Origin of the sequence: Synechococcus sp. CBW1107, assembly GCF_015841355.1 — a bacterium.
In the GTDB taxonomy this organism is placed as follows: Bacteria; Cyanobacteriota; Cyanobacteriia; order PCC-6307; family Cyanobiaceae; genus Regnicoccus_A.
Genome location: NZ_CP064908.1, coordinates 1,453,227 through 1,477,377 on the forward strand (window position 1 = coordinate 1,453,227; position 24,151 = coordinate 1,477,377).

General features: G+C 63.0%; 30 protein-coding genes. 15 read left to right on the top strand and 15 right to left on the bottom strand.

The genetic code is table 11. The annotated features are described in order from the left end of the window. Position 1: 1 nt before the first annotated feature. The 3 genes from I1E95_RS07535 to I1E95_RS07545 all read right to left on the bottom strand — a co-directional run bounded on the left by I1E95_RS07535 (position 2) and on the right by I1E95_RS07545 (position 1,496). Positions 2-430 (bottom strand): hypothetical protein, encoded by a 429-nt coding sequence (locus tag I1E95_RS07535; protein WP_197166664.1) that lies wholly within the window; start codon positions 428-430, stop codon positions 2-4. Next, positions 411-800 carry a DUF6554 family protein gene (locus I1E95_RS07540; protein WP_197167265.1) on the bottom strand — a complete coding sequence of 130 codons (390 nt, stop codon included), beginning with the start codon at positions 798-800 and terminating at the stop codon, positions 411-413. The genes I1E95_RS07535 and I1E95_RS07540 overlap by 20 nt, the downstream gene beginning before the upstream one ends. Positions 801-974: 174 nt before the next feature. Further along, on the bottom strand, positions 975-1,496 hold the full coding sequence (locus tag I1E95_RS07545; RefSeq protein ID WP_197166670.1) for an AbrB family transcriptional regulator: 522 nt from the start codon (positions 1,494-1,496) through the stop codon (positions 975-977). 92 nt (positions 1,497-1,588) lie between these two features. Between I1E95_RS07545 and I1E95_RS07550 the strand changes: the two genes are divergently transcribed. Further along, positions 1,589-1,873: a hypothetical protein gene (locus I1E95_RS07550; RefSeq protein ID WP_197166672.1), complete on the top strand. Its 285-nt coding sequence runs from the start codon at positions 1,589-1,591 to the stop codon at positions 1,871-1,873. 164 nt (positions 1,874-2,037) lie between these two features. Then, positions 2,038-2,259, top strand: a complete 222-nt coding sequence (locus I1E95_RS07555; RefSeq protein ID WP_197166674.1) for a hypothetical protein — start codon at positions 2,038-2,040, stop codon at positions 2,257-2,259. A gap of 641 nt (positions 2,260-2,900) precedes the next feature. On the opposite strand, the gene I1E95_RS07560 is transcribed toward I1E95_RS07555, so the two are convergent. From I1E95_RS07560 to I1E95_RS07570, 4 genes are read right to left on the bottom strand one after another with little or no spacing between them, the layout of a single operon-like run. Further along, the gene (locus tag I1E95_RS07560) at positions 2,901-3,986 is read right to left on the bottom strand and encodes an IS3 family transposase (RefSeq protein ID WP_231594602.1); all 1,086 of its coding nucleotides are present in this window, start codon (positions 3,984-3,986) and stop codon (positions 2,901-2,903) included. Beyond that, entirely contained in the window at positions 3,983-4,489 is a 507-nt protein-coding gene (locus I1E95_RS16845; protein ID WP_231594603.1) for a helix-turn-helix domain-containing protein, read from the bottom strand. The genes I1E95_RS07560 and I1E95_RS16845 overlap by 4 nt, the downstream gene beginning before the upstream one ends. Positions 4,490-4,501: 12 nt before the next feature. After that, complete coding sequence (locus tag I1E95_RS07565) at positions 4,502-4,864, bottom strand: helix-turn-helix domain-containing protein (protein ID WP_231594929.1); 363 nt, start codon at positions 4,862-4,864, stop codon at positions 4,502-4,504. Between the two features lie 53 nt (positions 4,865-4,917). Next, positions 4,918-7,062 carry a DEAD/DEAH box helicase family protein gene (locus I1E95_RS07570; RefSeq protein WP_231594930.1) on the bottom strand — a complete coding sequence of 715 codons (2,145 nt, stop codon included), beginning with the start codon at positions 7,060-7,062 and terminating at the stop codon, positions 4,918-4,920. A gap of 543 nt (positions 7,063-7,605) precedes the next feature. On the opposite strand from I1E95_RS07570, the gene I1E95_RS07580 reads away from it, so the two are divergent. From I1E95_RS07580 to I1E95_RS07590, 3 genes are all read left to right on the top strand, one after another. Beyond that, positions 7,606-7,902, top strand: coding sequence for an AbrB/MazE/SpoVT family DNA-binding domain-containing protein (locus I1E95_RS07580; RefSeq protein ID WP_231594931.1), 297 nt, complete (start codon positions 7,606-7,608; stop codon positions 7,900-7,902). 13 nt (positions 7,903-7,915) lie between these two features. Beyond that, positions 7,916-8,278 carry a type II toxin-antitoxin system VapC family toxin gene (locus I1E95_RS07585; RefSeq protein ID WP_197157435.1) on the top strand — a complete coding sequence of 121 codons (363 nt, stop codon included), beginning with the start codon at positions 7,916-7,918 and terminating at the stop codon, positions 8,276-8,278. A 162-nt stretch (positions 8,279-8,440) separates the two neighbouring features. Then, on the top strand, positions 8,441-8,851 hold the full coding sequence (locus I1E95_RS07590) for a hypothetical protein (protein ID WP_197166676.1): 411 nt from the start codon (positions 8,441-8,443) through the stop codon (positions 8,849-8,851). Positions 8,852-9,065: 214 nt separating this feature from the next. Here the strand turns inward: I1E95_RS07590 and I1E95_RS07595 are convergent, their stop codons facing one another. Continuing rightward, positions 9,066-10,406 (bottom strand): amidohydrolase family protein, encoded by a 1,341-nt coding sequence (locus I1E95_RS07595; protein ID WP_197157439.1) that lies wholly within the window; start codon positions 10,404-10,406, stop codon positions 9,066-9,068. A 54-nt stretch (positions 10,407-10,460) separates the two neighbouring features. Continuing rightward, positions 10,461-11,102: a hypothetical protein gene (locus tag I1E95_RS07600; RefSeq protein WP_197166678.1), complete on the bottom strand. Its 642-nt coding sequence runs from the start codon at positions 11,100-11,102 to the stop codon at positions 10,461-10,463. A 482-nt stretch (positions 11,103-11,584) separates the two neighbouring features. On the opposite strand from I1E95_RS07600, the gene I1E95_RS07605 reads away from it, so the two are divergent. From I1E95_RS07605 to I1E95_RS07630, 5 genes are all read left to right on the top strand, one after another. Then, the gene (locus tag I1E95_RS07605) at positions 11,585-12,334 is read left to right on the top strand and encodes a hypothetical protein (protein ID WP_197166679.1); all 750 of its coding nucleotides are present in this window, start codon (positions 11,585-11,587) and stop codon (positions 12,332-12,334) included. 166 nt (positions 12,335-12,500) lie between these two features. Then, positions 12,501-13,292 (top strand): SDR family oxidoreductase, encoded by a 792-nt coding sequence (locus tag I1E95_RS07610; protein ID WP_197166680.1) that lies wholly within the window; start codon positions 12,501-12,503, stop codon positions 13,290-13,292. A gap of 671 nt (positions 13,293-13,963) precedes the next feature. After that, positions 13,964-14,302 carry a type II toxin-antitoxin system VapC family toxin gene (locus I1E95_RS07620; protein ID WP_197166681.1) on the top strand — a complete coding sequence of 113 codons (339 nt, stop codon included), beginning with the start codon at positions 13,964-13,966 and terminating at the stop codon, positions 14,300-14,302. Next, entirely contained in the window at positions 14,299-14,595 is a 297-nt protein-coding gene (locus tag I1E95_RS07625) for an AbrB/MazE/SpoVT family DNA-binding domain-containing protein (protein WP_197157448.1), read from the top strand. The genes I1E95_RS07620 and I1E95_RS07625 overlap by 4 nt, the downstream gene beginning before the upstream one ends. 13 nt (positions 14,596-14,608) lie before the next feature. Further along, positions 14,609-15,031: a type II toxin-antitoxin system VapC family toxin gene (locus I1E95_RS07630; RefSeq protein WP_197157450.1), complete on the top strand. Its 423-nt coding sequence runs from the start codon at positions 14,609-14,611 to the stop codon at positions 15,029-15,031. 40 nt (positions 15,032-15,071) lie between these two features. Here I1E95_RS07630 and I1E95_RS07635 read toward each other — a convergent pair whose 3' ends face one another. From I1E95_RS07635 to I1E95_RS07645, 3 genes are all read right to left on the bottom strand, one after another. Continuing rightward, positions 15,072-15,326 carry a type II toxin-antitoxin system Phd/YefM family antitoxin gene (locus tag I1E95_RS07635; protein ID WP_197157451.1) on the bottom strand — a complete coding sequence of 85 codons (255 nt, stop codon included), beginning with the start codon at positions 15,324-15,326 and terminating at the stop codon, positions 15,072-15,074. Positions 15,327-15,442: 116 nt separating this feature from the next. Beyond that, positions 15,443-15,733 carry a hypothetical protein gene (locus I1E95_RS07640; RefSeq protein WP_197157453.1) on the bottom strand — a complete coding sequence of 97 codons (291 nt, stop codon included), beginning with the start codon at positions 15,731-15,733 and terminating at the stop codon, positions 15,443-15,445. A 58-nt stretch (positions 15,734-15,791) separates the two neighbouring features. Beyond that, complete coding sequence (locus tag I1E95_RS07645; protein WP_197157455.1) at positions 15,792-16,409, bottom strand: hypothetical protein; 618 nt, start codon at positions 16,407-16,409, stop codon at positions 15,792-15,794. A gap of 1,277 nt (positions 16,410-17,686) precedes the next feature. On the opposite strand from I1E95_RS07645, the gene I1E95_RS07650 reads away from it, so the two are divergent. The 3 genes from I1E95_RS07650 to I1E95_RS07660 all read left to right on the top strand — a co-directional run bounded on the left by I1E95_RS07650 (position 17,687) and on the right by I1E95_RS07660 (position 19,821). After that, positions 17,687-18,184 carry a hypothetical protein gene (locus I1E95_RS07650; RefSeq protein WP_197147810.1) on the top strand — a complete coding sequence of 166 codons (498 nt, stop codon included), beginning with the start codon at positions 17,687-17,689 and terminating at the stop codon, positions 18,182-18,184. Between the two features lie 68 nt (positions 18,185-18,252). Then, positions 18,253-18,876, top strand: a complete 624-nt coding sequence (locus I1E95_RS07655) for a siphovirus Gp157 family protein (protein WP_197147809.1) — start codon at positions 18,253-18,255, stop codon at positions 18,874-18,876. Between the two features lie 105 nt (positions 18,877-18,981). After that, the gene (locus I1E95_RS07660) at positions 18,982-19,821 is read left to right on the top strand and encodes an RAD52 family DNA repair protein (RefSeq protein WP_197166682.1); all 840 of its coding nucleotides are present in this window, start codon (positions 18,982-18,984) and stop codon (positions 19,819-19,821) included. A gap of 89 nt (positions 19,822-19,910) precedes the next feature. On the opposite strand, the gene I1E95_RS07665 is transcribed toward I1E95_RS07660, so the two are convergent. Both I1E95_RS07665 and I1E95_RS07670 read right to left on the bottom strand, forming a co-directional pair. Continuing rightward, positions 19,911-20,381 carry a hypothetical protein gene (locus tag I1E95_RS07665; RefSeq protein ID WP_197166683.1) on the bottom strand — a complete coding sequence of 157 codons (471 nt, stop codon included), beginning with the start codon at positions 20,379-20,381 and terminating at the stop codon, positions 19,911-19,913. Positions 20,382-20,497: 116 nt separating this feature from the next. Continuing rightward, entirely contained in the window at positions 20,498-21,634 is a 1,137-nt protein-coding gene (locus tag I1E95_RS07670) for a hypothetical protein (RefSeq protein WP_197166684.1), read from the bottom strand. A 715-nt stretch (positions 21,635-22,349) separates the two neighbouring features. Here I1E95_RS07670 and I1E95_RS07675 point away from each other — a divergent pair. Then, positions 22,350-22,562, top strand: a complete 213-nt coding sequence (locus I1E95_RS07675) for a hypothetical protein (protein WP_197166685.1) — start codon at positions 22,350-22,352, stop codon at positions 22,560-22,562. A gap of 271 nt (positions 22,563-22,833) precedes the next feature. Continuing rightward, complete coding sequence (locus I1E95_RS07685) at positions 22,834-23,184, top strand: tetratricopeptide repeat protein (protein ID WP_197147803.1); 351 nt, start codon at positions 22,834-22,836, stop codon at positions 23,182-23,184. Here the strand turns inward: I1E95_RS07685 and I1E95_RS07690 are convergent. Next, a complete protein-coding gene (locus I1E95_RS07690) occupies positions 23,177-24,151 on the bottom strand; it encodes a hypothetical protein (RefSeq protein WP_197166686.1) in 975 nt (324 codons plus the stop codon). The two genes, I1E95_RS07685 and I1E95_RS07690, sit on opposite strands and share 8 nt — an antisense overlap.

Consider the following 24,151-nt stretch of genomic DNA (forward strand, 5'->3'; position numbering starts at 1 on the left):
GTCAGGGGGCCGCTGCCGCCGGGATGTCGCGGCAGCTTTCCTGGCGCACACGGATGTCGGTGACCAGCTGGGGGTCGTCGGCATCCTTCGCGGGCTTGCCGTTTCCGGTGGCCTTGAGCAGCTCTGCCGCCCTGTCGATGTCCTGGCAGGCCCTGGCCAGTTCGCCCCTGAGGGTGTGAATCACGAAGCGGTCACTGAGGGGACGGGCCTCCAGTGGGTAGGCGCTCACCACCCTGTCGCAGTGCTCGAGGGCCTGATCGAGCCGATCCACCTTGACCTCATCGAGGCACTCGTCCCGACGCAGCCGTGGGGATTCCGTGGTCGGGGGTTCCGCTGCCGCGCAACCGGCCAGAGCCAGGACCAGAGCCAGAGCGCACCAGAGGGCCCGGGGGGGGGCTGTGCGAAGGGAATCAGTAGGAATAGCGGTCATGGCGAGTGGTTCCGCCGCCGCTGGGGATGGGAACAGGACCTGTGCTGCCATTGGCGGGGATGTCGGTCCTCAGTGGCACGGGCTTATCACCGCCATAGAGGGCTCCCATGAAGCGGCCGCAGTCGGGGAAGGCCTCGGGGGAATTCACCACGGCCTCGGTGATCATCACCGCGGCATGTTCTGGAGAGGTCTTGAACAGACTGGAGCCCTGGCGTTTGATCAGGGCATAGGCGGCGTTCCAGCTCACGTCGTGATCATTGCCGGCCTTGCGCATGAAGCAGTACACCTCCGCGCCTTTGGTGCCTGGATCGCTGGGGTTCGGCTGGCTCAGCACGGGGAGCGGACCCGTCAGGAGCACCAGGCCGGGCAGCAGGATCCCGTGCAGGGCCGACCTCAAACTGTGGCTACGGTCCCTGGCGGGTGCCGTGGACGTTGGGCAGGGACGGAGGAGACGGGACAGCATCGAGTCGGTCAGTGGAGCCGGTCATCGGGCACCAACGTATCGGTCGACTCCGAACTGTCGAGGGGGCGGCACGGGTGCCTGTCAACCGGAGGGATGACCAGCTGTGAATGACAGCACCATCCTGATCACGATGGGCACCACCAGCAGCACCGTGATCAGCCTCACGGCGTGAAGGGCCGCCACGGCTGCCCCGACTCCGAATTCAGCGCCCACCAGGCTCATGCCGCTGATGCCGCCAGGGGCTGCCCCGAGCAGGGTGATGATCGGACTCACGCCCAGCAGCCTGCTGCTCCAGAGGCCGACCACCAGGCCGGTGGCCACCAGGGTGACGGTGATCAGGATCGCCGGCCGCCACAGTTGCCGCAGTTCCGTCAGCGCTGTGCTGGTGAGGCCGGTGCCGATCACCGTGCCGATGGCGATCTCCAGGCCCGTACGGGTGCCAGGGGGCCAGTGGGCCACATCCCAGCGCCCGCTCATGCTCACCAGGCCCGCGCCGAGCAGGGCCCCCGCCAGGGGCGCCGCTGGAATCCCCGTGCGCAGGGCGAGCAGGCCACCGCCCAGGCCGGCAAGGAGGTAGATCGCCAGAGTGGCCAGGCTGGGCATGCCCGCAGGTGACGCCAGGACGACTCAGTCTGGGAGATGGCTTGAGCGGTGAGCGGTTCTGTGTTGTGATCGGCCTTCTTGGTTCGGTTGCCATGCCCTCGGAATCGGTGTCGTTCCGCATCACCCGCACGGCGGAGGATCTCGCCCAGACGGTGGCGGCCCTGTCGCATCGGCTGGTGCACCTGGAGCAACGGCTGGGCCTGCTGGAGATGGCGCTGGAGGACGACCAGCAGCCGGAGTCCGATCAGCTCCAGGCTCTCTCCAATGTGGAGGTGCTGCTGCGGGACTGCCGCCAGCTGCTTGAGACGTCAGCGCCGGCGTCCGCTCCGGTGGCGGTCGAGCCTGCCTCACCGCAGGAGCTGGACCTGGCCGCCTAGGTGGTCGTCGGCACCGCTCCGGCGTCTGGGTCAGCACCTCATCCCGTCCCGTCGTGACAGGACCTGATCACTCAGGGGCAGATCCTGACCACTCAAGGAGCGTCCTTATCACTCAAGCTGGCAGCGCCCTGCTTCTGAGTGGCAGAATGAAAAGAAAAACAACCATGGCCAGCACCTATCCGGCCTGCCCCCTGCCCCGTAACGGGGGGTCGTTGACCGCTCCGTCCACCGTCCACCGCCCTGGCTACATTGAAGGTGGCCATCAGCTCGAGAAGCTGGAGTTCGCGCTGGCCATCGCCATCAGCCGTGGGGACAGCAGCCGGGCGGGCCAGTTGCGTATCCAGATCGAGGCCCTCGGTGGTCTGGGCGAAGAGCCCGGCACCTGATCAGCTGAACCGGTCTCTTCCTGTCAGGATTCCTCTCTCTTTCAAGCCATATTCTCGCCGAAGCGTTAGAGTGGCCCAAGATTGATCTGTTGTTGTGCTTGCGGTTCAAACGCGATCTTCGATCGCCATGTCACAAGGATCAGAGCAACGAAGCCAGTTTCTCCGCGATGCGGCCAAGCATGAATCCCGTGCCGAAGCTGCTGCCCAGCGAGGTGATCTTGTCGAAGCGGCTCAGGCTGTACTCAAATCTCTGGATTGTGAGCGTCGCGCCGGGAGCATTGGACCCCAGATTCTCCAGGTGATCAAGCCGAGATCCTGAAGGGCTCGACACTCTTCATTCAGTCCCGGTCAGGGATTGACGAGGAATTGATCTTCAGATCACAAGCGGGTGACCGGACTCGAACCGGCGACGTTCAGCTTGGGAAGCTTCTCGATGGATTGGCCGAACTGCCTGCGCTGCGGTGAGTCTCGCAAGCCCTCAGGCTTGGATGTGAGAAGGTCCGTGAGAAGCTTTCGATGAGGTGATTGCCATTGATAGCTGATCTGCACGCAGCGCATAGCCCATGGCCCGATAGCCCCGCAGCCGCCGCTCCCACATCCGTTGCGGTGACTGCCAGGAAAGATGACGTCCCTGCCGCTGATCAGGCGGCCATTACCAACGTAGTCGGATTGGTGCTGTTTTCTGGATCTGGTGGGTTGATCCAGACCACCTCCGGCTGACGCCAGCAGCGTGTGCTGCCGCTCCAGCGGCGAGGATGCCGTTGACGGGCCTGTTCGTACAGCTGGGCTCGTTGGCTGCAGATCGCAACGGCCTGGCCGCTATGGCGCTGATCGGGAGTCACGAACCGGATGCCGCTGTGGCGGTGCTGGTGGTTGTACCAGTCCACGAATGCACAGGCCCAGGAGCAGGCTTCTTCCACGCTGTTGAATGGCCGCCGGGGGTAGTCCGGCCGGTATTTCACGGTGCGGAACAGCGACTCCGAGTAGGGGTTGTCATTGCTGACCCTCGGCCTGGAGAACGACCGCAGAACGCCCAGCTCCTCCAGCCGGGTTTCCAGGGTGGCCGCTCTCATGGCGTTGCCGTTGTCGGCATGGAGGATCAGCGTCTGGCGGCGCCTTCTACTGATCCGCTCCCGCAGGCAGGCCCGGCTGACGAGATCAGCGGCGATCTGTGCGTCCTCGCGATCGGCGACATCCCAGGCCACCACTTTGCGGCTCCAGACGTCGATCACCAGATAGAGATAGAGCCAGACACCACGCACGCTGGTGGGCAGGTAGGTGATGTCCCAGCTCCACACCTGATTCGGCCCCCTTGCCTCGAGTCGTGGCACTGCGCGGGGTTCCTGCGGTGGACGGGCCCGACCGCGATGGTGAGCCTGGCCATGGGCGTGGAGCACCCGATAGAAGCTGCGCTCTGAGCCGATGTAGACGCCCCGATCGGCCAGCACAGGAACGATCTGCGCGGGTGGCAGAGCTGCGAATTCTGATTGGTTGCAGGTGAGGAGAATCCGCTGGCGTTCCTCATCTGTCAATCGGTGAGAAACCAGGCGGTGGCTGCCTTTACGGCCATCATGGCCGTCCCCATCACCTGCGAACTGACGCCGCCAGCGCTGCAGGGTGCTCAGCCCCACGCCCAGCAGCGTGGCCAGTTCAAAAGACCGTGCACCAGCCGCCATACCGGCATCGAGGATCTCCAGCGCCTTACGGCGATCAACTGGAGAGGTCAATCGTCCCCGTCCTCTCCCCAGTAGGCCTGGATCTTTTTTGACGCCATCAGCAGAGCAGCCGCCTCTGCCAAGGCCTTGTCCTTACGGCGCAATTCCTGCTGCAGGCGCTTGATCTCCCGCTGATCGGCCTGGTGGCGCTTCTCCAGGTCTTTCTGCTCGGCCATGGTCAGCAGTGGCTGCGCATTGGCATCCTGCGCCGCCTGGCGCCAGCGGTCCACCTGTTCGGGGAAAAGGCCCCGTTCGCGGCAGTAGGTGCTGAGTTCGGTGGCATTCATGCCAGCACTCTCCAGCACCACTGTGAACTTGTCGGAGGGACCCCAACCCTCCGGATCCTTCTGGGTGGCTGGCACCACCTCCCCCTGCAGCCGCCAGGCCTTCCGCCACTTGTAGAGGGTGATCACGTGAATGCCCAGCTCCTGGGCGATCTCAGTGCAGCTCTGGCGGTGGGGAGGCCCCATCCGCCGGCGGACATCAGCCTTGACGGCCTCGCTGTAAGGACGCATTGGTCGGTTCCATCAGGCCCCCTGGTGGTTGAAATGGTCGGAATGGAGAGGCGTCATCTTTCCTGGCAGAGGGGGGCGCCAGCGGTCCACCTGTTCGGGGAAAAGGCCCCGTTCGCGGCAGTAGGTGCTGAGTTCGGTGGCATTCATGCCAGCACTCTCCAGCACCACTGTGAACTTGTCGGAGGGACCCCAACCCTCCGGATCCTTCTGGGTGGCTGGCACCACCTCCCCCTGCAGCCGCCAGGCCTTCCGCCACTTGTAGAGGGTGATCACGTGAATGCCCAGCTCCTGGGCGATCTCAGTGCAGCTCTGGCGGTGGGGAGGCCCCATCCGCCGGCGGACATCAGCCTTGACGGCCTCGCTGTAAGGACGCATTGGTCGGTTCCATCAGGCCCCCTGGTGGTTGAAATGGTCGGAATGGAGAGGCGTCATCTTTCCTGGCAGAGGGGGGTGGCCAGCACGATGCGGGGTGCATCAGGAGGTAACGCTTCCAGCGCGGCCAGGGTGGCGCTGCGCTGGCGTGCGCTCAGCCGCCCATGCAACAGGAACAGGTTTGCCACCCTGTCAGCCAGAGCGGCGGCGATCGTCGTGATGTGATCGGTGCGCTCGCTCAGGAGCAACAAACGGTGGCCGTCACCCCAGCAGGCGAGAGCCTCCTCCACGATCCGCTCGGTGCGGCGTGGGTCTTCCGCCAAGCGGCGCATCAGCTCCTGGATCGGCAGATCGGTTGGCAGCCCCTCGAGCTGATGGGTGCGGCTCACCAGTTCCAGGGTCTGGGGCGCTCCGGCAGGCCGCTGGGCGGTGTGGCGAATGGGGCCGCACTGCATGAACAGGATCGGCTGCAGACCGTCGCGGCGCACCAGGGTGGCCGACAGCCCCAGCACGTAGCGGGCCTTCACCTGGCGCAGGATGGCCTCAAAGGACGCCGCCGCGATGTGGTGGCATTCGTCGACAATCACCTGCCCGTAGCTCTGCACCAAGGGATTCACCTCGCCCTTGCGCACCAGCGACTGCATCACGGCGATGTCGAGTTGGCCGGTGGGCTTGGCTTTGCCTCCACCGATGCAACCGATCGCCTCGGGAGCGACATCCAGAAAGGTGTGGAGCCGCTCCTGCCATTGGCGCAGCAGATCCGCCCGATGCACCAGCACCAGGGTGTTCACACCCCGCCGGGCCAGGATCGCTGCCGCCACCACCGTTTTCCCGAAGGCCGTCGGTGCCTGCAGCACGCCGATGTCATGGCGCAGCATCGCTTCGACGGCGGCCTCCTGGTCAGCGCGCAGCTGGCCCGTGAACGCCATCTCCAGCGGTGAGCCGTTCTGACGTTCATCCACCAGCTCCCAGCTGATCCCCTGCTCCTGCAGCAGGGTCTGCACGGGTTCCAGGCAGCCCCGAGGCAGGGCAATGTGCTGAGGAAAGTTCTCGGCGCAGCCGATCACCCGCGGTTTGTCCCACACCGACAGTCGCATCGCCTGGGCCTTGAAGAAGGCCGGGTTGGCGAAGGCGGCGAGGCGAATCAGGCGATTGAGTAGTGGCTGCGGTAGGCCCAAGCGCTCCACATAGAGGCGATCAGCCAGGGTGAGCGTGAGGGAGGTGGGCAGCGGTCCCCTGAGCCGCGAAAGCGGCACCGCTGCCTTCCATGGAGTCGCCATGTCCTCCTCGTCGATGAACGCCAGATCGAGAGGATGGGCACCGCACGTGGCGCTCTGGATCAAGGTCTGCAGCCCCGCCACAGGCAACCTCTGCAGGGTTGCCAGATAGGCCCACTGATCGGGATAGGGATGCAGGTCGTCATTCACGAACACGCTGCAACCCCGCTGCCGGGCTTCCTTCTGCAGCGGCAGGGCGATCAGGTTGCCGAAGCCCCCCTTGGGCATGCTGTCCTGATTGGGGAAGAGCCGGTCGTAGGAGCTCAGCTGCAATTGATATGACGCAGCGCAGGTGTGGCTGATCAGGGCTGCCCCGAGTTGACGGGCCTCTCGGGCCGGTACCGCCTCCTCGAAGAACACCCACACGTGGGCGCCCTCTCCGGAACGGGAGATCTCCAGGGCCGCTGGCACGCCCAGCTGCCGGCAGGAGCCCAGAAAGGCCCGGGCGTCATCACGCCAGTCCTGCTCGTCAAAGTCGACGGCCAGCAGGTGGCAGTGGTCGTTCTCCAGCAGGGGGTAGAGGCCGATGGTGTGGTCTCCGGCCAGATGGCCGTAGATCGCCGCATCGCTGAGCGGCAATAGCTCCCGGTGGCTGCAGTCGCGGCACGCCACACGAGGCTTCTCGCAGATCCCCGGCTTCCATTCATTCGCACAGGCCGGCCCATACCCCGAGCGCCCGCTGCTGTTGCTCTGCCAGCGCAGGGCATGCACGTCGTCGCGACCGCGGAACAGGCGCCGGAACAGCGCCACCTTCTCCCGCGTGGAACTGGGGCCGTTGGCAGGTGCTGCCTGCGAAATCGGCGCGGGTTCCGTTGGGGCAGGGCCGCCGGATCGCCAGGCGATGCCGTGGGCCTCCAGAAGCCCAATCAAGCGGGCGTTCTCCCGGCGCAGCTGATCCAGCTCGGGGTGCATCGAGTCGGCCATGAGGCAGGGCCTCAGCGCTGGGCAGTTTGTCGGTAGACAGCATTACGCTCCCGCTTGCCAACCGCCACAACCAGCACCAGCAGCTCGTGCTCACGCACCTCGTAGACGAGGCAGTACCCGGAGGCACGACATTTGATGTTGTAGCGGTTGGAGGATCTACGCAATTTGCTCGCGGGGATCCTGGGCTCAGTCAGCCCTGGCACCTGGCGGCATGGACATAGCGGCTAGCAGATCCTCTGGAACCCGGCCGTTGTCGACGTGGTGCGGGAGCTGGGCTGATGGAGAACCAGACGACCCCACCCCCGTCTGGTCGTCACCGGGTCTGGGTGACGACCGCCGAGGCATGCGCTGCCCTGGGCATAAGCCGCGAAACACTCCGCCAGCTGCGGCTGCACCCAAGGCCGGGGGCCCCTGCAGTGGCAACTCGAGAACGTGGAAGCCAGGATCACCGGCTGGAGCCGGCGGCATCTACAGCCCAGAATGCCACAAGTCGGACGTAGAGTCATGTCTCTACAGGCGGCCGTGATCGGCCGCAGATGCTCCTTGACACAGTCCAGGCCTCAGGATCGCTCAGCTGATGCTGGCCAGCACTTCCCGCAGGCGATCCGCCGCTGGGGGAACAGCCTGGCGGTCAGGCTCCCGGCCGATTGCCTGCGTCAGGCCGGACTGCAGGAAGGCGATCAGATCGACATCGTCGTTGGAGCTGATGGCCGCCTGAGCCTGGAGCCTCTGCGCAAGCTGGATCGCTCTGTCCTGGCCGCTGATCTGCGCCAGCTTCAGGCCACCATGCCTCTCACCCCTTCGGTGATCGAGGAATGCCGCGGCGGTGAACGCTGGTGACGCTGAGCCCTCGATGATCTATCTCGACACCAGCGTGGTGGTGGCTCTGCTGACCCCGGAAGAACGCAGTGCCCAAGCGCTCGACTGGTTTGCGGAATCCCGCGACTTCCTGATCAGCAGCGACTGGCTGATCACCGAGACCCACAGCGCCCTGGGGATCAAGCAGCGCCATCACGGCCTCAGTTCTGAAGTACGCCAGGCCGCTGGGGAGCAGTTCGAGCGCCTGCTGCAGGGCGGTGTGGAACTTCGCTCCCTCGATCGCGACCGCTTTCATCAGTCGGTGGCCTCGCGCAGCCGCTGCACCCATCTGCCCAGCTTCGATAGCTGGATGCAGCAGGCTGCAGCTGCCCTCGGGATGATGTCAGCACTGGAGTAAATCAACAATACGAAGCGGAGCCTCCAGAGGAAACTCGAAGTCAGAGGGCAGCAAGACTGACCTGCAACGGCTCTTGCCCGTCCGCCAGGCGAGCATCAGCGAGGCGATTCAGCTCCACGTCTTCAACCAGCCCAGCTCTTCGGGCCACTCTGCATCGCGGCAATGAAACTTGGGCTTCCCCTGGAAGCCCGACAAGGAGAAGCCGAGCGAGATCACCGTTCGTCTCGAGTCAAGGTGCCTCAGTTTCAGCGGCGCCATGGCTCCCTGTCCGAGGGTCCCCGCATCGTCGATCAGAAAAAGCAGCACTTGGATGGCGCGGCCATCGGCAACGGCTCCAACGTGGTCGTCATATTCAACATCTACGGTTGGGACGAAGAGAAAGGCTGTGGCATGACCTTCCAGCTACGCGTCGTTCAGGTGTTTGAGTTCGTGCCCTACGAGCAGGACGATCCAGCCGATGGCTTCGATGAGCTCGATGGGTACAAGACGGGCAGTTCTCCCCAGCACACTTCCTCTTCATTCTCTTGCCGCTTGTCGATGTGGGTCTTTGGCGGATACCCACATCCTGAATAGATTGGCTTTTTGTGTCGATCTTAGGCCAAACCTTTCACCCCCAGCGATGGCTCCAGCCGATTGGTAACACCTAGGAAGCGAGTCTTCACGGCTTGATTCAGAAGCAACCCCTTCGATTCATTAAAGGCTCCAATAAGATCGCCGGCCAAGGAAGCAATAAGGCGGCTCAGGCCGCCTAAGTGACTTTCAGGATCAACAGGCTGTGAGAGGGCAGTCAAGCAACGGCTTGAAGCCGTTCGATGATCTGATGTCTAAGAACAAGGCTAGCATTTCTGACCTGTGCTTCGTCGATGGTGATTAACTGGCGATCACGCATCAACACACGGCCATTCACTAATAAATCGCAGACATCATTGGCCTTGGTGGCATAGACCAGAGCCGAATAGATACTACTTAGAGGAACCTGGTCGATCGCTTCCATTTCCAGCACAACGACATCCGCCCGCTTGCCCACTTCCAGAGAGCCGATCTGGGCTTCCAGATGCAGGGCTCTCGCCCCGCGGATCGTAGCGAGCTCAAACGCTTGCTGTGCGGAGACCACCTTGGGATCAGCCGTGATCAACTTGTGCAGCTTGGCTGCCGTGTCAATTTCCTCCCAGAGGCTAAGATCATTATTGGAGGCCGAGCCATCAGTGCCTAGTCCAACCGCCATATCCCGCGACAGCATCTGCGGTAGCGGTGCTACACCGGAGGCGAGCTTCATGTTCGACTGAGGGTTATGCACCACGCCGACGCCATGGTGGGCCAGCATATCGAGTTCATGGGCTTCTGCCCAGACGACATGAGCCGCCACCATGTGCTCGCTGAGCACCCCGAGGCGCGCCAGATGTTCCACGGGTCTGGCCCCCTTGAGCCGCAGGCTCTCTGAAACCTCATGGCGGCTTTCCGCCAGGTGAATGATCAGCGGGCAATCGCGTTCAAGGGCGAATCGGTGAGCCTCGATCAGATGCTCATCTCCCACGGTGTAGGGGGCATGCGGGGCGATCGCCGGAGTGATCAGGGCATGACCCTGCCAGCGCTCCACGAAGCGATGGATGGTGTTGAGCGCCGTGGCATGGTCGGCGGCGTCGGGAGCTGGGAAGTCAATCAGAGCTTGCCCAAGCAGACCGCGCAGCCCGGCGGCTGCCACCTCCTCGGCTACGGCCATTTCGTAGTAATACATGTCGCAGACGGTGGTGATACCGCCGCGAATCAGCTCAGCGAGTCCGAGGCGTGTGCCGCAGCGCACGAAGGCTTCATCCACGTTCATCGCTTCGGCAGGGAAGATCGTGTGTTGCAGCCAGTCGTCGAGGTCCTGGTCATCCGCCAGGCCACGGAACAGAGTCATCGGCAGATGGGCATGGCCATTGATCAGCCCTGGAATGACGGCGCGCCCGATGGCATCGATGCGCTGCTGGGGGCTGCAGCTCGCTTCGACGGATGCACGCTCCCCGACGGCAACGATTCTGCCTGCCTTAATGGCCACGGCCCCATCGGCAATGACGCGTCGATGAATATCCATGGTGACGACGATGCCACCTGAAATGAGGGTGTCGACGGATTGCTGATTACTCATGATCAGGAGCACCTTTAATCCAATTATAGACCTTATCGCGACCCATGGCTTGTTCTAGCAAAGCACGCACAAACGCAGCGCTGGCATAAGAGCAATAATCATGCCAGTCATCTTTTTTTCTGAATCAGCGAAATCGCAGACGCCTTTTACGACCAGTGGAATAATGGAGCGTGAATACGTGCTACACATCGAGGCGGCGAGTGCAAGACCATAAGACTCCATGTCGATGGCCAGCAGAGAATGCTCCTTGCATTTAAGCTGGTCGATATAGGATTTGTCTTTGATCACCTGTGGGCCGCAAGCCATCGAACCATAATGAATGATTGGTTTCGAATCAGATGGCATCGGGTGGCCAAAGTCTACCGGAATCTGCTCCTGCAGAACGTGAGTATCCGTGACCGACGTCAGAAAATCAAGAACCCATGGCGGTGTTGAGATGCGATTCTGCACCGGAATCAGTTCCCCATCCCTGAGCTGGCCACTGGAGTGCTCAAAACATTGGCTGGCTATGACCAGATCTCCCAGATTCACGGATCCTCTGACGCCAGCACAGATGCCGGTCATCAAAGCCAATCTCGGCTTCCAAATGCACATAGCCTTGGTGGCGGTGATGGCCGCGCTGGTCAGCCCTTTTTCTTGCTGACGGAGTGCAACAATCCTTACCTTTCGCAGGGCTCGCTTCGCATCGCAGACCATGTAGGATGTCCCGTGACGTGCTTGGCGTGTAAACTCAACTCCGAATATTCTCTGGAGCCACTTTAGCTCTTAATGCAGGCCAGTCATTATCAGGATGTCGGCACATTCTTGCGAAGGATCGTAATCCAGTTGTGAATCTACTTGCTTCGCGGGTGACATTGTTTTGCTTTGATGAGAGCACAGGATTGTGGTTGTAACGCCTAAAGGATGTGCATTGCGGCAATCTTAAAATTTACGGTGTTCATCTTGGCAAGTCTTGCCGAGAATTCGTCTGCTGTCAGCTGCGTAGGTATGGCGTCGGCTTCGACAAAGTCCATGTAGCCGCCGACGACGCCATTTGGTTGGCTGTCGACCCGAGAGGTACGCGTTCTGAGACGTTGAGATCCGGGCGGCTGAGCAGAAGCCAACTGAGATCATGCACTACCGCGGCCGCATCGCGATCAGTCAACTAGACTTGACTCATTCAGCGGTGTCCGTGCCGGATGGTGGGTGCGTTTAATGTCCGGGTGCGCGCTAGCTTTCATTCATCTTTGCCGTATCTGATCTCCCTGTTGGTGGCGGTGGTCCTCAACCTGGGGCTGCGGCTGCGCATCATCGAGCATGTGCTGCGGGTTCAAGACAATAGCCACTGGTTGCTGCTGCTCATCCAGCGCAGCCTGTTGATGGTGTTTTCAGCCTTTTTTCTGGCGTTCTGTGGTCTAGTGCTGCTGCGTGTGCTCCCAGTCTGGCGCCGGGGAGCTGCTCTTGCCAGGCGTCAGCTGGGCCGGATGGTGCAGTTGGCCTCCGGAATGGCTGTTGCTAATCTGCTTTCCGAGAATCTGGTGATCTATCGGGTCAATCTGTCTTCCTATACGTTGCTGATGGATTCGTTGATGCTCTATTTGAGCATCTGCCTCATTTTTCTGTTCTGGTACTGGTTCGTCGATAATCTGCCGCGTCGTCGCGGTCTGCTTTGGGAGCAGCGGCATGCTGAGTCAGGGACACTCAGCATGCCTTACGGAATCGTGTTTCCAGAGGAAACTCTGGAGCGCGAGCTATCGCAGTCGGATCGGTGGCAGCCGGGCTTCGTGGACTACGCCTATTTCGCCATCTTGAGCAGCAATTGCTTTGGGCCTCCAGAGGGGCATCTGCTGGTGGGACGGTCAATCAAGCTACTCCAAATTGCGCATGGCATTGCTATGATTGTCGTGTTTATTGTGATTCTGGCCAGGGCAATTAATACGCTGGCTTGATGTAATTTCTATGGACTTCTTGTGGGCCCCTGTTTAACCGGTGTGATCAGGCGCCTCTGCTGCGCTTGCGGCCTCACCCCCCCCCTGTGTCAGCTGAACAACCTGCTGAGACAGAGCACTAAGTTCCTCCAGATTCCCGATACACTCAATTTTATTCCTGGCAGTGATGCGTTTGAATCATCCTAAGCAGCTACCGGAGGGAATTGTTGTGCTGACCGGCGGCAGCCGTGGAATCGGTCATGAGCTCGTTAAGCTTTTCCTTGGCTCCGGACGGGGGGTGGTTGCGCTCTCGCGACAGCCTTGCGCCGATGCCGAGAATCTCATTCCACTGGGCGTGGACCTCAGCCACGAGGCAGGGCTTGGCGCTGCTGTAGAGCAGCTGAATCTCGCTCTTGATGGCCGACCGGTGGCGGCTCTTGTGAATGGAGCAGGAGTTGTTGAGCCGCTTGGAGCTCTTGTACGCCAGTCCGCGTCTGATTTGCTGCGGGCGCTCTGCCTTATGGCCGTGGCTCCGGCGCAGTTGGCTGCCGCTATTGCGCCTCTGATGTCTTCAGGCGGCCGGATTCTCAACTTGTCCAGTCGATCAGCGCAGTCCACCTTGCCGGGTCTGGGTGCCTACTGCATGAGTAAGCAGGCGCTGCATGCAGTCACAGAAAGCCTGCGGCATGATCTGGGTCCGGGGATCGTGGTGGCTGAGTTGATTCCTGGTGAGGTGGACACTGGCATGCAGGCTAGCCTGCGCGATCCGGATCCTGAAGAGTTCCCCCTCGCTCCCTTCTTTCGAGGCAACCGCATCAACCTGATTCCAAGTGATGTGGCGGCACAGTTCTGCTATTGGGTGTTGACTCAGACCACAGCAGAAGCGTTCAACCGAGCCCAGCCATGGTGCATCTACGAGAGAGAGTATCAGCCGCTTTGGCTGGCTGAGGGAGCAGACTTTCCCTATGCAGCTCCATGAACCGAAGGGTTTGATCGGGAGCCCGGAAATTGTGCGGCTCGCCAATGGCATGGTGCCTCTAACGATGGAGCCGTCACGATGTTGGGCGACGGTTTTCTGTCATCATTTCCAAGATATGCTTGATGAAGTTATGAGTCTACTTTGTGTTTTCCCAGGTTTTGTGTTCACATGCCGGGTAGGAGGCTTCACACTTGCTTCTTGCCAATCAGGTTGTCAGTAGCCTCTAGTGGGTGCTTCAGTCTCCTGGCTGGAGGCCTTCCTGATAACACGCGGTACCCCGAGCATGGCGGATCTCGGCCAGTCATCCGCTGTGGCTGATTTGCATGCTGGCTGATCAAGCCCTTGATCGGCATATTTCCACCTTCTGCCAGTTGTATACCTACGAGGGATGGCCCTCGGAGACGCCGGAGCAGTTGCTGCTGGCCTTGGGCCTCTGGATCTGGCGGGTGCGTCCCCCGGGTTTGTCTGCCCAGATCTTCGCCAGTCCCTCGAGCACTTGCTGCCAGGGTCGCGGCCGGTGAGCGCATCGTTCTGGCCCGTCATGGCAAGCCCATCGCCCAGCTGGTGCCCCTCGATCCCAGCCCGCGCCGGCAACTCGGATTCCTGCAGGGAAGCGTGGATGAGGCGTTCTCGGGCCCCCTGCCCGACGACGAGCTGGAGCGCTGGGGCTCATGAAGCTGCTGCTCGACACCCATGTGCTGCTCTGGGCTCTGTTGGAGCCTCAGAAGCTCTCCTTGGAGTTGCGCAACTCCCTGGAGGACAGTGACAACACGCTCGTCGTCAGCGCCGCCTTCGCCTGGGAGATCGCGACCAAGTGCAGGCTGGGAAAACTGCAACACGCCCGTTCCGTCGTTGAGAATTACGCCATGGCCCTCCATCGTCTGGCGGATGTCGATCTGCCGCTCAGCTGTGCCGTGGCTCGGCGGGCCGGCCTCTGCGATGAGCCACTGCATCAACGGAAGCACCCACCAGATGTAGAGTTGTGTATCTACAGCGAGGGGATTCTGTGACTTCTTCCGGGCCTCAGGGCTCTTCCCCGGATCCAGGTAGGCACTTCCAGCAGGCGATCCGCCGCTGGGGCAACAGCCTGGCCGTTCGGCTCCCCACGGATTGCCTGCGTCAGGCCGGCCTGCGGGAAGGCGATCAGATCGAGATCGTGGTTGGCCCTGATGGCCGACTGAGCCTGGAGCCTCTGCGCAAGCTGGATCGCTCTGTCCTGGCCGCTGATCTGCGCCAGCTTCAGGCCACCATGCCTCTCACCCCTTCGGTGATCGAGGAATGCCGCGGCGGTGAACGCTGGTGACGCTGAGCCCTCGATGATCTATCTCGACACCAGCGTGGTGGTGGCTCTGCTGACCCCGGAAGAACGCAGTGCCCAAGCGCTCGACTGGTTTGCGGAATCCCGCGACTTCCTGATCAGCAGCGACTGGCTGATCACCGAGACCCACAGCGCCCTGGGGATCAAGCAGCGCCATCACGGCCTCAGTTCTGAAGTACGCCAGGCCGCTGGGGAGCAGTTCGAGCGCCTGCTGCAGGGCGGTGTGGAACTTCGCTCCCTCGATCGCGACCGCTTTCGCCAGGCAGCGGATCTGCTCCAGGATCCGGGGCTCGGCCTGCGCCCGGGTGACGCCTTGCATCTGGCGGTGGCGCTGCACAGCCGTTGCACCCATCTGGCCAGCTTCGATAGTCGGATGCAGCAAGCCGCGACTGCCCTCGGGATGAGGCCGGCACTGGAGTAAGCCAACAATCCGAGGCAGGGCCTGCAGAGGAAAGCCGACGTCAGAGGGCATCAAGGCTGACCTGCACCGGCTCGTGCCCATCCGCCAGGCGAGCATCAGCGAGGCGATTCAGCTTCAGCTCTTCCACCAGGTCCATCAGTTCCTCGTAGGTCTTGGCCGGCACGCAGTAGAACGCTGGTTCGTTGCGGTTGAGCACAGCCACGGCCATCCCATCTCCCGCTGCCACGGTGGCCATGGGGTTCTTCTTGTGCGCCGAGATGCTCACGGCGATCTCGGTCAACACGCGATGCGCCATGGACAACCCAGCTCAGCTCTTCGGTCCAGTCTGAATCGCGGTATGGGGCCCTGAGCAACCCTCAGGGGCTGGGCCGGACTGGGCCCAGGCGTTCGAGAAGGCGGAGGCAGTGATCCTCATGCCGCCAGAAAACGCTGCTCCGCCTTGGCGAAGGCGTCATCGACCACGTCATCTCCGCACCAGCGGCTGTAAGCCGCCAGGTGGGTCTGCACGCTGTGGCCCATCGCCGCGGCCACGACCTTGGGTGGCAGGTCGCAGATCACGTGCGCCCGGTGGGCGTAGCCGTGACGGCAGGAGTAAGGAACGAGTTTCTCGCCCTTGGCCTCGTAGTCCTGACGGAGCTTGTTCCAGAGAGGGCGTCGGTGCAGATACTGCCTGATGTCGTTTCCTGCGAAGCCCACTCGCATGGGTGGAAGCCGGTCGGGGGCGTACTGCTCGGCGAGTTGCCACTGGGTAGCCCAGTCATCACAGGGCAGCAGCCTCAGGGCGCGGGGTGCGGGGCTTGGTCTTGCCGCGTGAGGCCACCTTTTCATAGGTGCACCAGAGGCGGCCATCACGGAGCTGAAGGTGGTGCAGTTCCTCAGGGCGCAATCCGTAGGCCGCCATCAACTGGAAGTCAAAACGCCAGCGAGGATCAGGGAGTGCATCCACCAGAGCCAGGATGTCCTCCACCTGCAGGGGTGTTGTGATGGCTTGTGGGGTCCTGGAGCGCCCCACATAGGTCGCAAGATTCTGCGGGGGATCCCATTCCTCGCCCAGCCGCTCCTCCTCACGGGCCCAGCGCAGCAGGGCAGTGGTGCATTGCATCTGGATCTGGCGGGTGCGGCCTCCCGGTTTGTCCGCCCAGATCTTTGCCAGCCCCTCAAGCAACTGCTTGGCGTTCTGCGGTGGAGCGGGCATCGCCATGGCTCCCAGCACGTGCTTCATGTGGTGGCGATAGACCCGTTCCCAGGTCGAGCCCTTGATCTCACCGCTGATCAGCTTGTAGTCGCGAAAGGCTTCGATCAGCTCGGACCAGTCCTCGATCGAGAGGGCTGCGGCAGGAGCGCTGAGCTTTGAGCCACCACCAGTGCTGGTGGACAAGCCTAGAGCTTCTGCAGCTGATCTCGCACCGGTTCCAGCATGGTGCGGCCGGTGGATGCGAGTTACGCAGAGATCCGGATCAACGCCCTTCTGAAATTCATCAAACACATAGACAACTGCATCCCGAATTTCATCGACCTGATCGCATTGCCATGGAATGGGGAGCAATACCTGTCGTCTTTTCCCTCCGGCCGCACCTGCGGCAATGTTCAACCGGACGTTCCCCCGATGATTCAGAACGGTCCAACCTCTTCGGCAGCCCCGCTGAGACAGGGCGTGAGACACCACGGTTCGGATCGTCCCCTCCCAGTCACGGGTCGGCGCCATGTGAGACGTTTGGTGAGATGTTTGGCCCTACAGCCGGCCTGTCAGGTGCGGTCAGCCGCTGGAATCCCTCAGGCCAGTGCCTGACTGGCTTCTCGGGAGATTTTCAAGGCCTGGACTGGAAGCGGGTGACCGGACTCGAACCGGCGACGTTCAGCTTGGGAAGCTTCTCGATTGATTAGCCGAAACGCCTGTGCCGCCATGAGTCTCGTAAGGCTTCAGGCTTGGATGTGAGAAGGTCTGTGAGAAGGTTTTGGCCTTCTCCCTTGCTGTGAGAAGGCGCAGGTTGGAGCCGGCGGAGGTAGGGCAGAGGGGCATGGGCGGCTCTGTGGAAGGCGTTCTCTTTGCGCATGCCCAGCAATCCTTTGACCAGTGCATTCCTTTGCAAAGGCCGGGAGGTAGAAGCGAGATCTGAAAGTTGGATCCAGAGGGCTCAAGAGATTGGCGGGCTGAGGTAACCATCGTCGAATCCCCTGCTGTTTCAGCAGTGCGTCCGGTCAGCGACGGCCGTCCTTCAGCGTGCCACGGCTGCGCCGTGGCGTGCATCGGCCAGCCGCCGCCGCCCTCCGCTCCGGGGCCGATGTGGGGGTGGAGGGCATGGCTGCCCTCCCGCGGCTGCGGTGGCCGGAGCTTCGCCCGCGTTTATGAAGAAGAGGAAGGCCCCAAGTTTCCTCGCGCCGGCTGCGTGGTCAGCTGGGCTTTCAGTGCTGAATCTGGTGGCCTTACTTATCGGCTTTCGGCTTCATCAGCGCATTGCACTGCATTGCGTAGATCCATTGCCCCGCAGCCACTCTGCTGGTCGCTCAGTGCGTTTGTACTGGTAGAATGAAGACTGCGCCAAAGGCCCAGAGCCCATCGCCGGCGGCAACCTAATCCCTGGTCTCGCCATCACAGCTGCGTATGCCTAAGCGGCAGTGATGCCCCGATCAGTTGTCCTTCTGGCAACTGAATCCATGGCCTTATGTATTCAATCGCGGCCGGAAATTGTTCCGGCGCGCTCTCTGGTGATCGCTGCCGGCGGCGGCCGTGATCTGGCTTGGCCCCATCAGCGCGTTGCCGCTGAGCTGCTCGCCCGCGCGGGCGGCCGGCTGGTGCATCTGGTTCTCCATGGCGGGGCCCGTGGCGCCGATGTCGCCATTGGCCGCGCGGCCCATCAGCTGGGCTGGTCTTCCGTGGTGATGCCAGCCCAGTGGGAGCGGCACGGCCGCGCGGCTGGTCCGATCCGCAATCGGGAGCTACTCGAGCAGGCCATTGCCCGGGCCGTGGCCCACACCTCCCCGGTTTCGATCGCCTCGGTGCTGGTGGTGGCGTTCCCCGGGGGCCTTGGCACCGCCTCGCTCGTGCAGCAGGCCCGCCGCATGGCCTCCCGTTCGCCGGTGCCGATCTCGGTGGCCGAGGTCAGCACGTCCGCCGGGCTCTGGGCCGTTCCGGCAGGGGTCACCCGTCCCTGATACCCACCACAAGCCTTTGGCGTTCTGTGGCGCCTACTGCTCCATTCCCCTTCTCTCCTCTCACCGTCATGGCCGTTCTCACCACCATCCCCACCGCTGCCGCCACTGCTTCGGCCCCGGAAGCCTCAGGTCCTGCCTGTTCCCTGCAGCGGTCCGGTTCCCTATGGCAGCTGGGCATCGAGGCCCAGGAGCTCACCAGTGCCATCGGCCAGCTGGCTGAGCAGTTGGAGGCGGATGATCCAGGGCACCGCGCTTCAGCCCTCGCCGAGCTGGAGGCGGCACTCCTTGCAGAGGAGGGCAACAAAGCAGCCCTGGCGGCCAAGGCCGATGCCACCTGCTGGGTGATCGAGCACCTGCGCGGCCAGGCCGCCTACCGCCAGCAGCAGGCCAAGCGCCTCAGCGATCTGGCCCGCTCCGATGCCGGCCGCGCCGATTCCCTGGAGGAGTCGCTGGTCTTCGTCCTCACCCAGCTGCAACCAGCAGCCACCCGCTTCTCGTTCCCCAATCACGAGCTCAGCAGCCGCAAGTCCTCGGCCGTCGTGATCGACGACGAAGAGGCCCTCGATTCCGAGTGGCTCATGGTCACGACCACCAGCAAGCCGGATCGAGCCGCCATCAAAGAGGCCCTCAAGGCTGGTCGCCAGATCAGCGGCGCTCAGCTCCTTTCCCGCCGTTCCTGGCGCATCCACTGACGGCAGCCAGAGGGGGCATCGCCCCTTCCCAACGGGCCCGCGCCTGGAGTGGGCCCCTGTCCTCCAATCCCGATCTCCAACCGTCCTCACCCCCGGAAAACAGCCATGACCACCGCCGTCTTCTCACCTGAGCAGGTCGCCGCTCTCTCGGCTCCGCTCGATCGCTCCAAGGTCAAGCAGCGCGAGCAGGGTCGCGCCAAGGTCAGCTACCTGGAGGGCTGGCAAGCCATCGCCGAAGCCAATCGCATCTTTGGCTTTGACGGCTGGCAGCGCGAAACCATCGCCGTGGAGTGCGTCAACCAGAGCGAGCGCTCCATTGGCCGTGATGGTCGCTCGGGCTGGGGCGTCACCTACACCGCACGCGTCCGCATCACGGTGGGTGCTGGCGAATGCAGCCCCCTGATCCGTGAGGGCAGCGGGGCCGGCCACGGCATCGACATCGACCTGGGCCAGGCCCACGAATCGGCCATCAAGGAAGCCGAGACCGATGCCATGAAGCGGGCCCTGATGACCTTCGGGAACCCATTTGGCCTGGCCCTGTATGACCGTCTTCAGCGCGGCGTGACCTCATCGGCCGGTGGAGAGGAACGGGGCCGCCCCGAGCAACGGGATCCTGCTCCTGTCGTCACCCGAGCCACGCGGCATGGATCTCAACAGCCCAGCCCGCCCCAGCGGGGTCCGGCAGTGCAGCCCCCTGAAGCGGAGCAGGTTGATCCTGCCCTGGCACCGCTGGATACCGCCACGATCCACCAGCTCCACAGCACCATCCGCTCTCTGCCTCGGCCTGCCCTGGAGGGCTTCACCAAGGCGTTCCGCAAGCGCTTCCAGGTGCCGTCCGATGCCCCCTCGATTGCTGATCGGATCTGCCAGCAGTGTCATCACGACTGGATCGAAGCCTTCTTGGTGCAGCACCAGCCCGGCAGGGAGCAGCTGGTGCCCTGTTGAGGCGGCCGGAGAGAGTCAGTCCGGACCAAGACATCAGAAAGCCCCCGTCAGATGGCGGGGGCAGATGCGACGGGCCGGCTCAGTGGGATCTATGGAAGGTGGATCCACATGCAGGTAGGAAGCCGCAGATCCCGTGCCAGCTTGGCCACGGTCGCTGCCACTTCCTGCAGCCTGTTCAGGGGAATGGTCTCCGCTGCCGGATCGGCTGCGTCGAGCGAGGCTCCGATGACATGGATCGAGTTGGCAGCATCAAGCGGTGCAACGCCGTGTTCGTCCACAGCCTCCAGCTGTGCATCCTCTTGAAGCTGTTGCTCAGGCGGGATCTGGTCGGCAATCGGCTTGAGCTGGAGCCCATTGGGAGTTGCCACCAGATTCACGCGCAAGCCCTCAAACTCAGAGAGGCGTGACAGGTCACCGAAGCGCCGGCTGCAGGCCAGCGCCCGGTGGAGGTTATTGGCTGCATCGATGATGCTGACGACAGCGAATGGAACCCCATAGGGGGATGTTCCATGCCAGTTGATCTGATGCAGGATGCCCGTCGAGGGCTGGGATTCGGTCATCACGAACGTGGGCGTGGTCTGTGGACGTTGAGAACGAAAGGGCAACAGGGTCTGAGTCTTGAACCCCTGCCGGAACCGAGGGAGATGCAGCTTCCCAGTTGATGAACGCCTGGTTTTCAGGCACATGACTTATCACCAAGCAACGGCATTTGCTTGGCACGGCTCCCATCAAGCTGATGGGGCCACTTCGCGGGGGCAGGCGCCAGTCGGGGCTGATTGCTCGCGCCGCCGAGAGCCTTGCGGCCGCGGCATTTGTACCGCGGGTTTGTCGAGTCCAGGACCCTCAACACTTCGCGGAACTGTCCCTTTGGCGTGATCGCCAGCAGAACCTTCGCCGCCTCCACGATCGGCTTGATCGCCCGAGCAAACGCAGGATCGCTGATCAGGGTGTGCATGGGCCGCTGCCGGAAGCCGACCTGCTCGCCTTTGCTGTTGATCAGAACCGGCCTGGTCACCGGGTTGATCTCCTTCAGGGCCTGATAGACCTGAGGCGGAATGCGGTGATACACGAGATCAGCGAGGCAGCTCGCTGTGGCGGGAGACCCCCAGCGATGTCCAACGACCGATTCGTAGAACTGCCGGAACTGGGCATCAAACAGAGGTTCAGGGCGCTCTGTACCGAGGTCGATCCAGGCTTCCAGCAGCCGCTCTTCCACCGAGCGGTGGTCCACGATCCCAAAGGCCTGCTGGCACAGCGCGATCAGTGAAACCTCAGCGCCGATCTCCAGCATGCGCACTGCAGCCGGGCCATAGGTCCGCGACGTCCGGCTGAGCTCCCCCCAGAAGCGGATCAGCGTCTGGTGGTCCATGGTCGTCGCATAGCCAGCGGGCCCCGCAAAGGGCACATCCAGCAGCAGAGGCCCTGGGCAGGGCGTGCTGGCCGCTGGATCACCTGCGATCACAGGGATCTGGGCAGGCCCTGGTTCAGGCATGTTCCCCTGAACAACGCGCTCGATAGTGCGTTGAGCCTGGGAGTTGGAGAGCATGTGCACCGAGGCCGCGGCGCTCCGCATCGAGAAGCGGAAGCTGCCATCCGGCATCAGGAAGGCGTCCAGCGTGGCAGGGCCGTAGCGGACCTTGCGCAGCTGCGCCGCGTAGGCGTTGGCTTCAGCTGGGGGCTGAATTTCCTTGAGGTGATCCAGTCCCCTGGGCTTTTTGGAGCTGCGGTTGACAGCAATCGGGGCCTGTTCAGCCTCGTAAACAAGACGCGCGCAATCTGGCTGCGCGCTCAGTGGCGCGGTAGCTTCGGTCAAGATGACCTCCTCCGGTTATCAGTGGCGTGCTGTTGGCGCAGCACGTCGGCCATTTGACCCCTGGGTGCGCTGCATCTGGGGGTCTCCCCCTACGCAGACACCACAGATGGCGTTACGGCCGATGGGAACAAATTAACTGCCCTGCCACGAAGTGACCAGCACGGTCAGTGAAGAATTCCCGGGAAGCCATTGATTTTTACTAGCCCCCTGTGCTTCCTGCGATGCCGCATGATGCACAGGGGGCTAGTAAGCTACGACCCCGTCAAACAGTCTTCCAGATTTCTTTAGGTTTCCAGATCAAGAGCCCCTTGCGCTGCAAGAGATCTGCGAAGTTGGAGCCTCAGGATTTACGTCAGCACATGCTGACATGGCTCTCCTGTGGTGTGCCCTTGGGCCCGCTTGGCGCCTTGAGCCCCCCTTCTGTTTGTGAGGTAATCGCTGGGCTTCGGCTATTCGCGCTGCAGCTGTTGTGATCGGCTGCGACTAATAGAGCCCGCTTCTGGCCTCCAGGGATAGAGCCGACATGGGCACCCTGCCGCTCCGACGACTTCCGCGGGAGGGGCAGAAGGGTGGCACTGCTGAGTGCCTGGCGATCACGCCACCCGGCCTGCCCAGGCTTGCGCGCCGCGCAAGGGCTGACGCGAGTCGCTGCGCGCCCCTTGCGCGGTGCAGGCTGCGCCGGGGCTTGACGGCGGTGTCGTTCGCCAGCACAGCCATGGCCGCCACTCCTCTCAGCCGCACCTGCCCGATCCGCATCATCTCGGTGCATCTCCTCGGGGCTGCCGGTGAGCTCCTGCGGGTGCTCTTCCTCGATCGCGAGGGGCACATCACAGCGATGCCTCACTATGTGCCCCGCGATGAGGCCTTGATCCTTGCTGCCAATCAGCAGCGGGTGCTCGGCGCCCAGGGCTGGGTGCAGGTGCTCTGAAGCCCGAGCCCAGTCGCTCATCGCCCGGCGGGGAACCGTCGGGCTCTTCTGCGGCTGTAACTGGGGACGGCTGCCGCGAAGGCCTGTTCACGGTACGGGGCGGCTTCAAGGACCCGCCTGGGTCAACTCTTTGATGATCTGCTGATCGAGCGCCAGGCCGTGCAGGAGTCCAACTGGATCCAGTAGCTGCGGGAGGATCTGCAGGGGCAGCAACCTGAGGGGAGTCCCCACCGTTTCAATGGCTGAGACCACGGTTCCAGCACTGCCTGCCATGTCCGTCTCGTTTCGGGAGGAGGACGTGGATCTCTCGCGGCTGCCGGAGGACAGCCGCGATATCGAGTCCCAGGCCTTTGTGGATGCGGTGTTTGCCCTGTATCAGGAGCCGTATGAGGGGATGGAGGGCAGCTTCTCCTGCTCCTACACCGAGGGACTGTTTGAAATCAGCTGGATCCCCCTGGGCGATCCCGGCACCGAACTGATGCAAGTGCGTTGGCTGTTGGAAGACGGCCGCCATGAGGAGGCCATCCCTCTGCTGGAGCAGCTGTTGGAGCGTGAACCCGACAACCTGGAGGCGCGCCACGTGCTGATGATGGTGCTGAACGGCCACCGGCTGCTCAGCTGAGCCCCACATACACCGGCTGGAACCACTGCATCCGCCGGCTCTGACGCTTCTCACCATGCAGAACGGTGTGCCAATGGCCCCGGCGCCAGTGGGGCCGCCGGGCGGCACCGCCGCCCCCCCCTGAGGTGCTGTTGCTGGCGCCAGCCCTGGGGGTGCGATCGAGCCGGAAGTCCTTGCCGATCCACACCGGACCCTGCGGGCTCACCGTGCCCTCTGGATCGGCAGCACCGGCGAACCCCTTGCCGCTGCGCACCTTGGCGGCGGGGCCGGTGGAGAGCAGTTCCGGCTGGTAGAGCTGCACCAGCAGGGCATTGATCGCCAGGCCCTCCATCCGCTGGTTGGTGCTCTGCACCGCCTGCTCGTCCCACTGCCAGGCCGGATGACTGAGGTCATCGACCGTGGGGTTCCGCTCGCCGATCTGCTCAAAAGAATGGCGGGTGAGGTAGCTGGTGCCATCAAGCGCTAGTCCCACACAGCTGATGCCACCGATCCGCTGCGCCTGGGGCGGCAGCCAGTCGGCCATCGCCCGCAGGTCGGCCACGATCACCACCGGGATCGGCACCTTGGCTTCCGTGAACAGGGCGCCATCGGGGAGCATCAGCCGGAAGCAAGGCAGCACCTGCGGGAAGTCCTCATCCAGACGGGGAGAGGGTGTGCGGCGGAAGGCCTCGGCCAGCTCCGGCGCCAGGAAGCGGGGCGGGGTCTCCACGATCCGAGCCCAGCGGCAGGTGGTCGCCGCCCAGAAGCCGATCGGATCGTTCAGTTCATCCATCACCTCCAGCCCCGCCTCGATCAGGGCGGCATAGGCCAGGTGATTGGCCCAGCTCTGGAAGCCCCGCGGTGAGCGGTAGCGGTGCTGCTCCTGCTGGATGTAGGGGTCCTGGCGGCGCAGCTCGGTGATCACCGTGCCGATCGGCGGCAGGTCGGCCTGGCTGGCCCGAATCGATTCAGGCGTCAGCCGACTCAT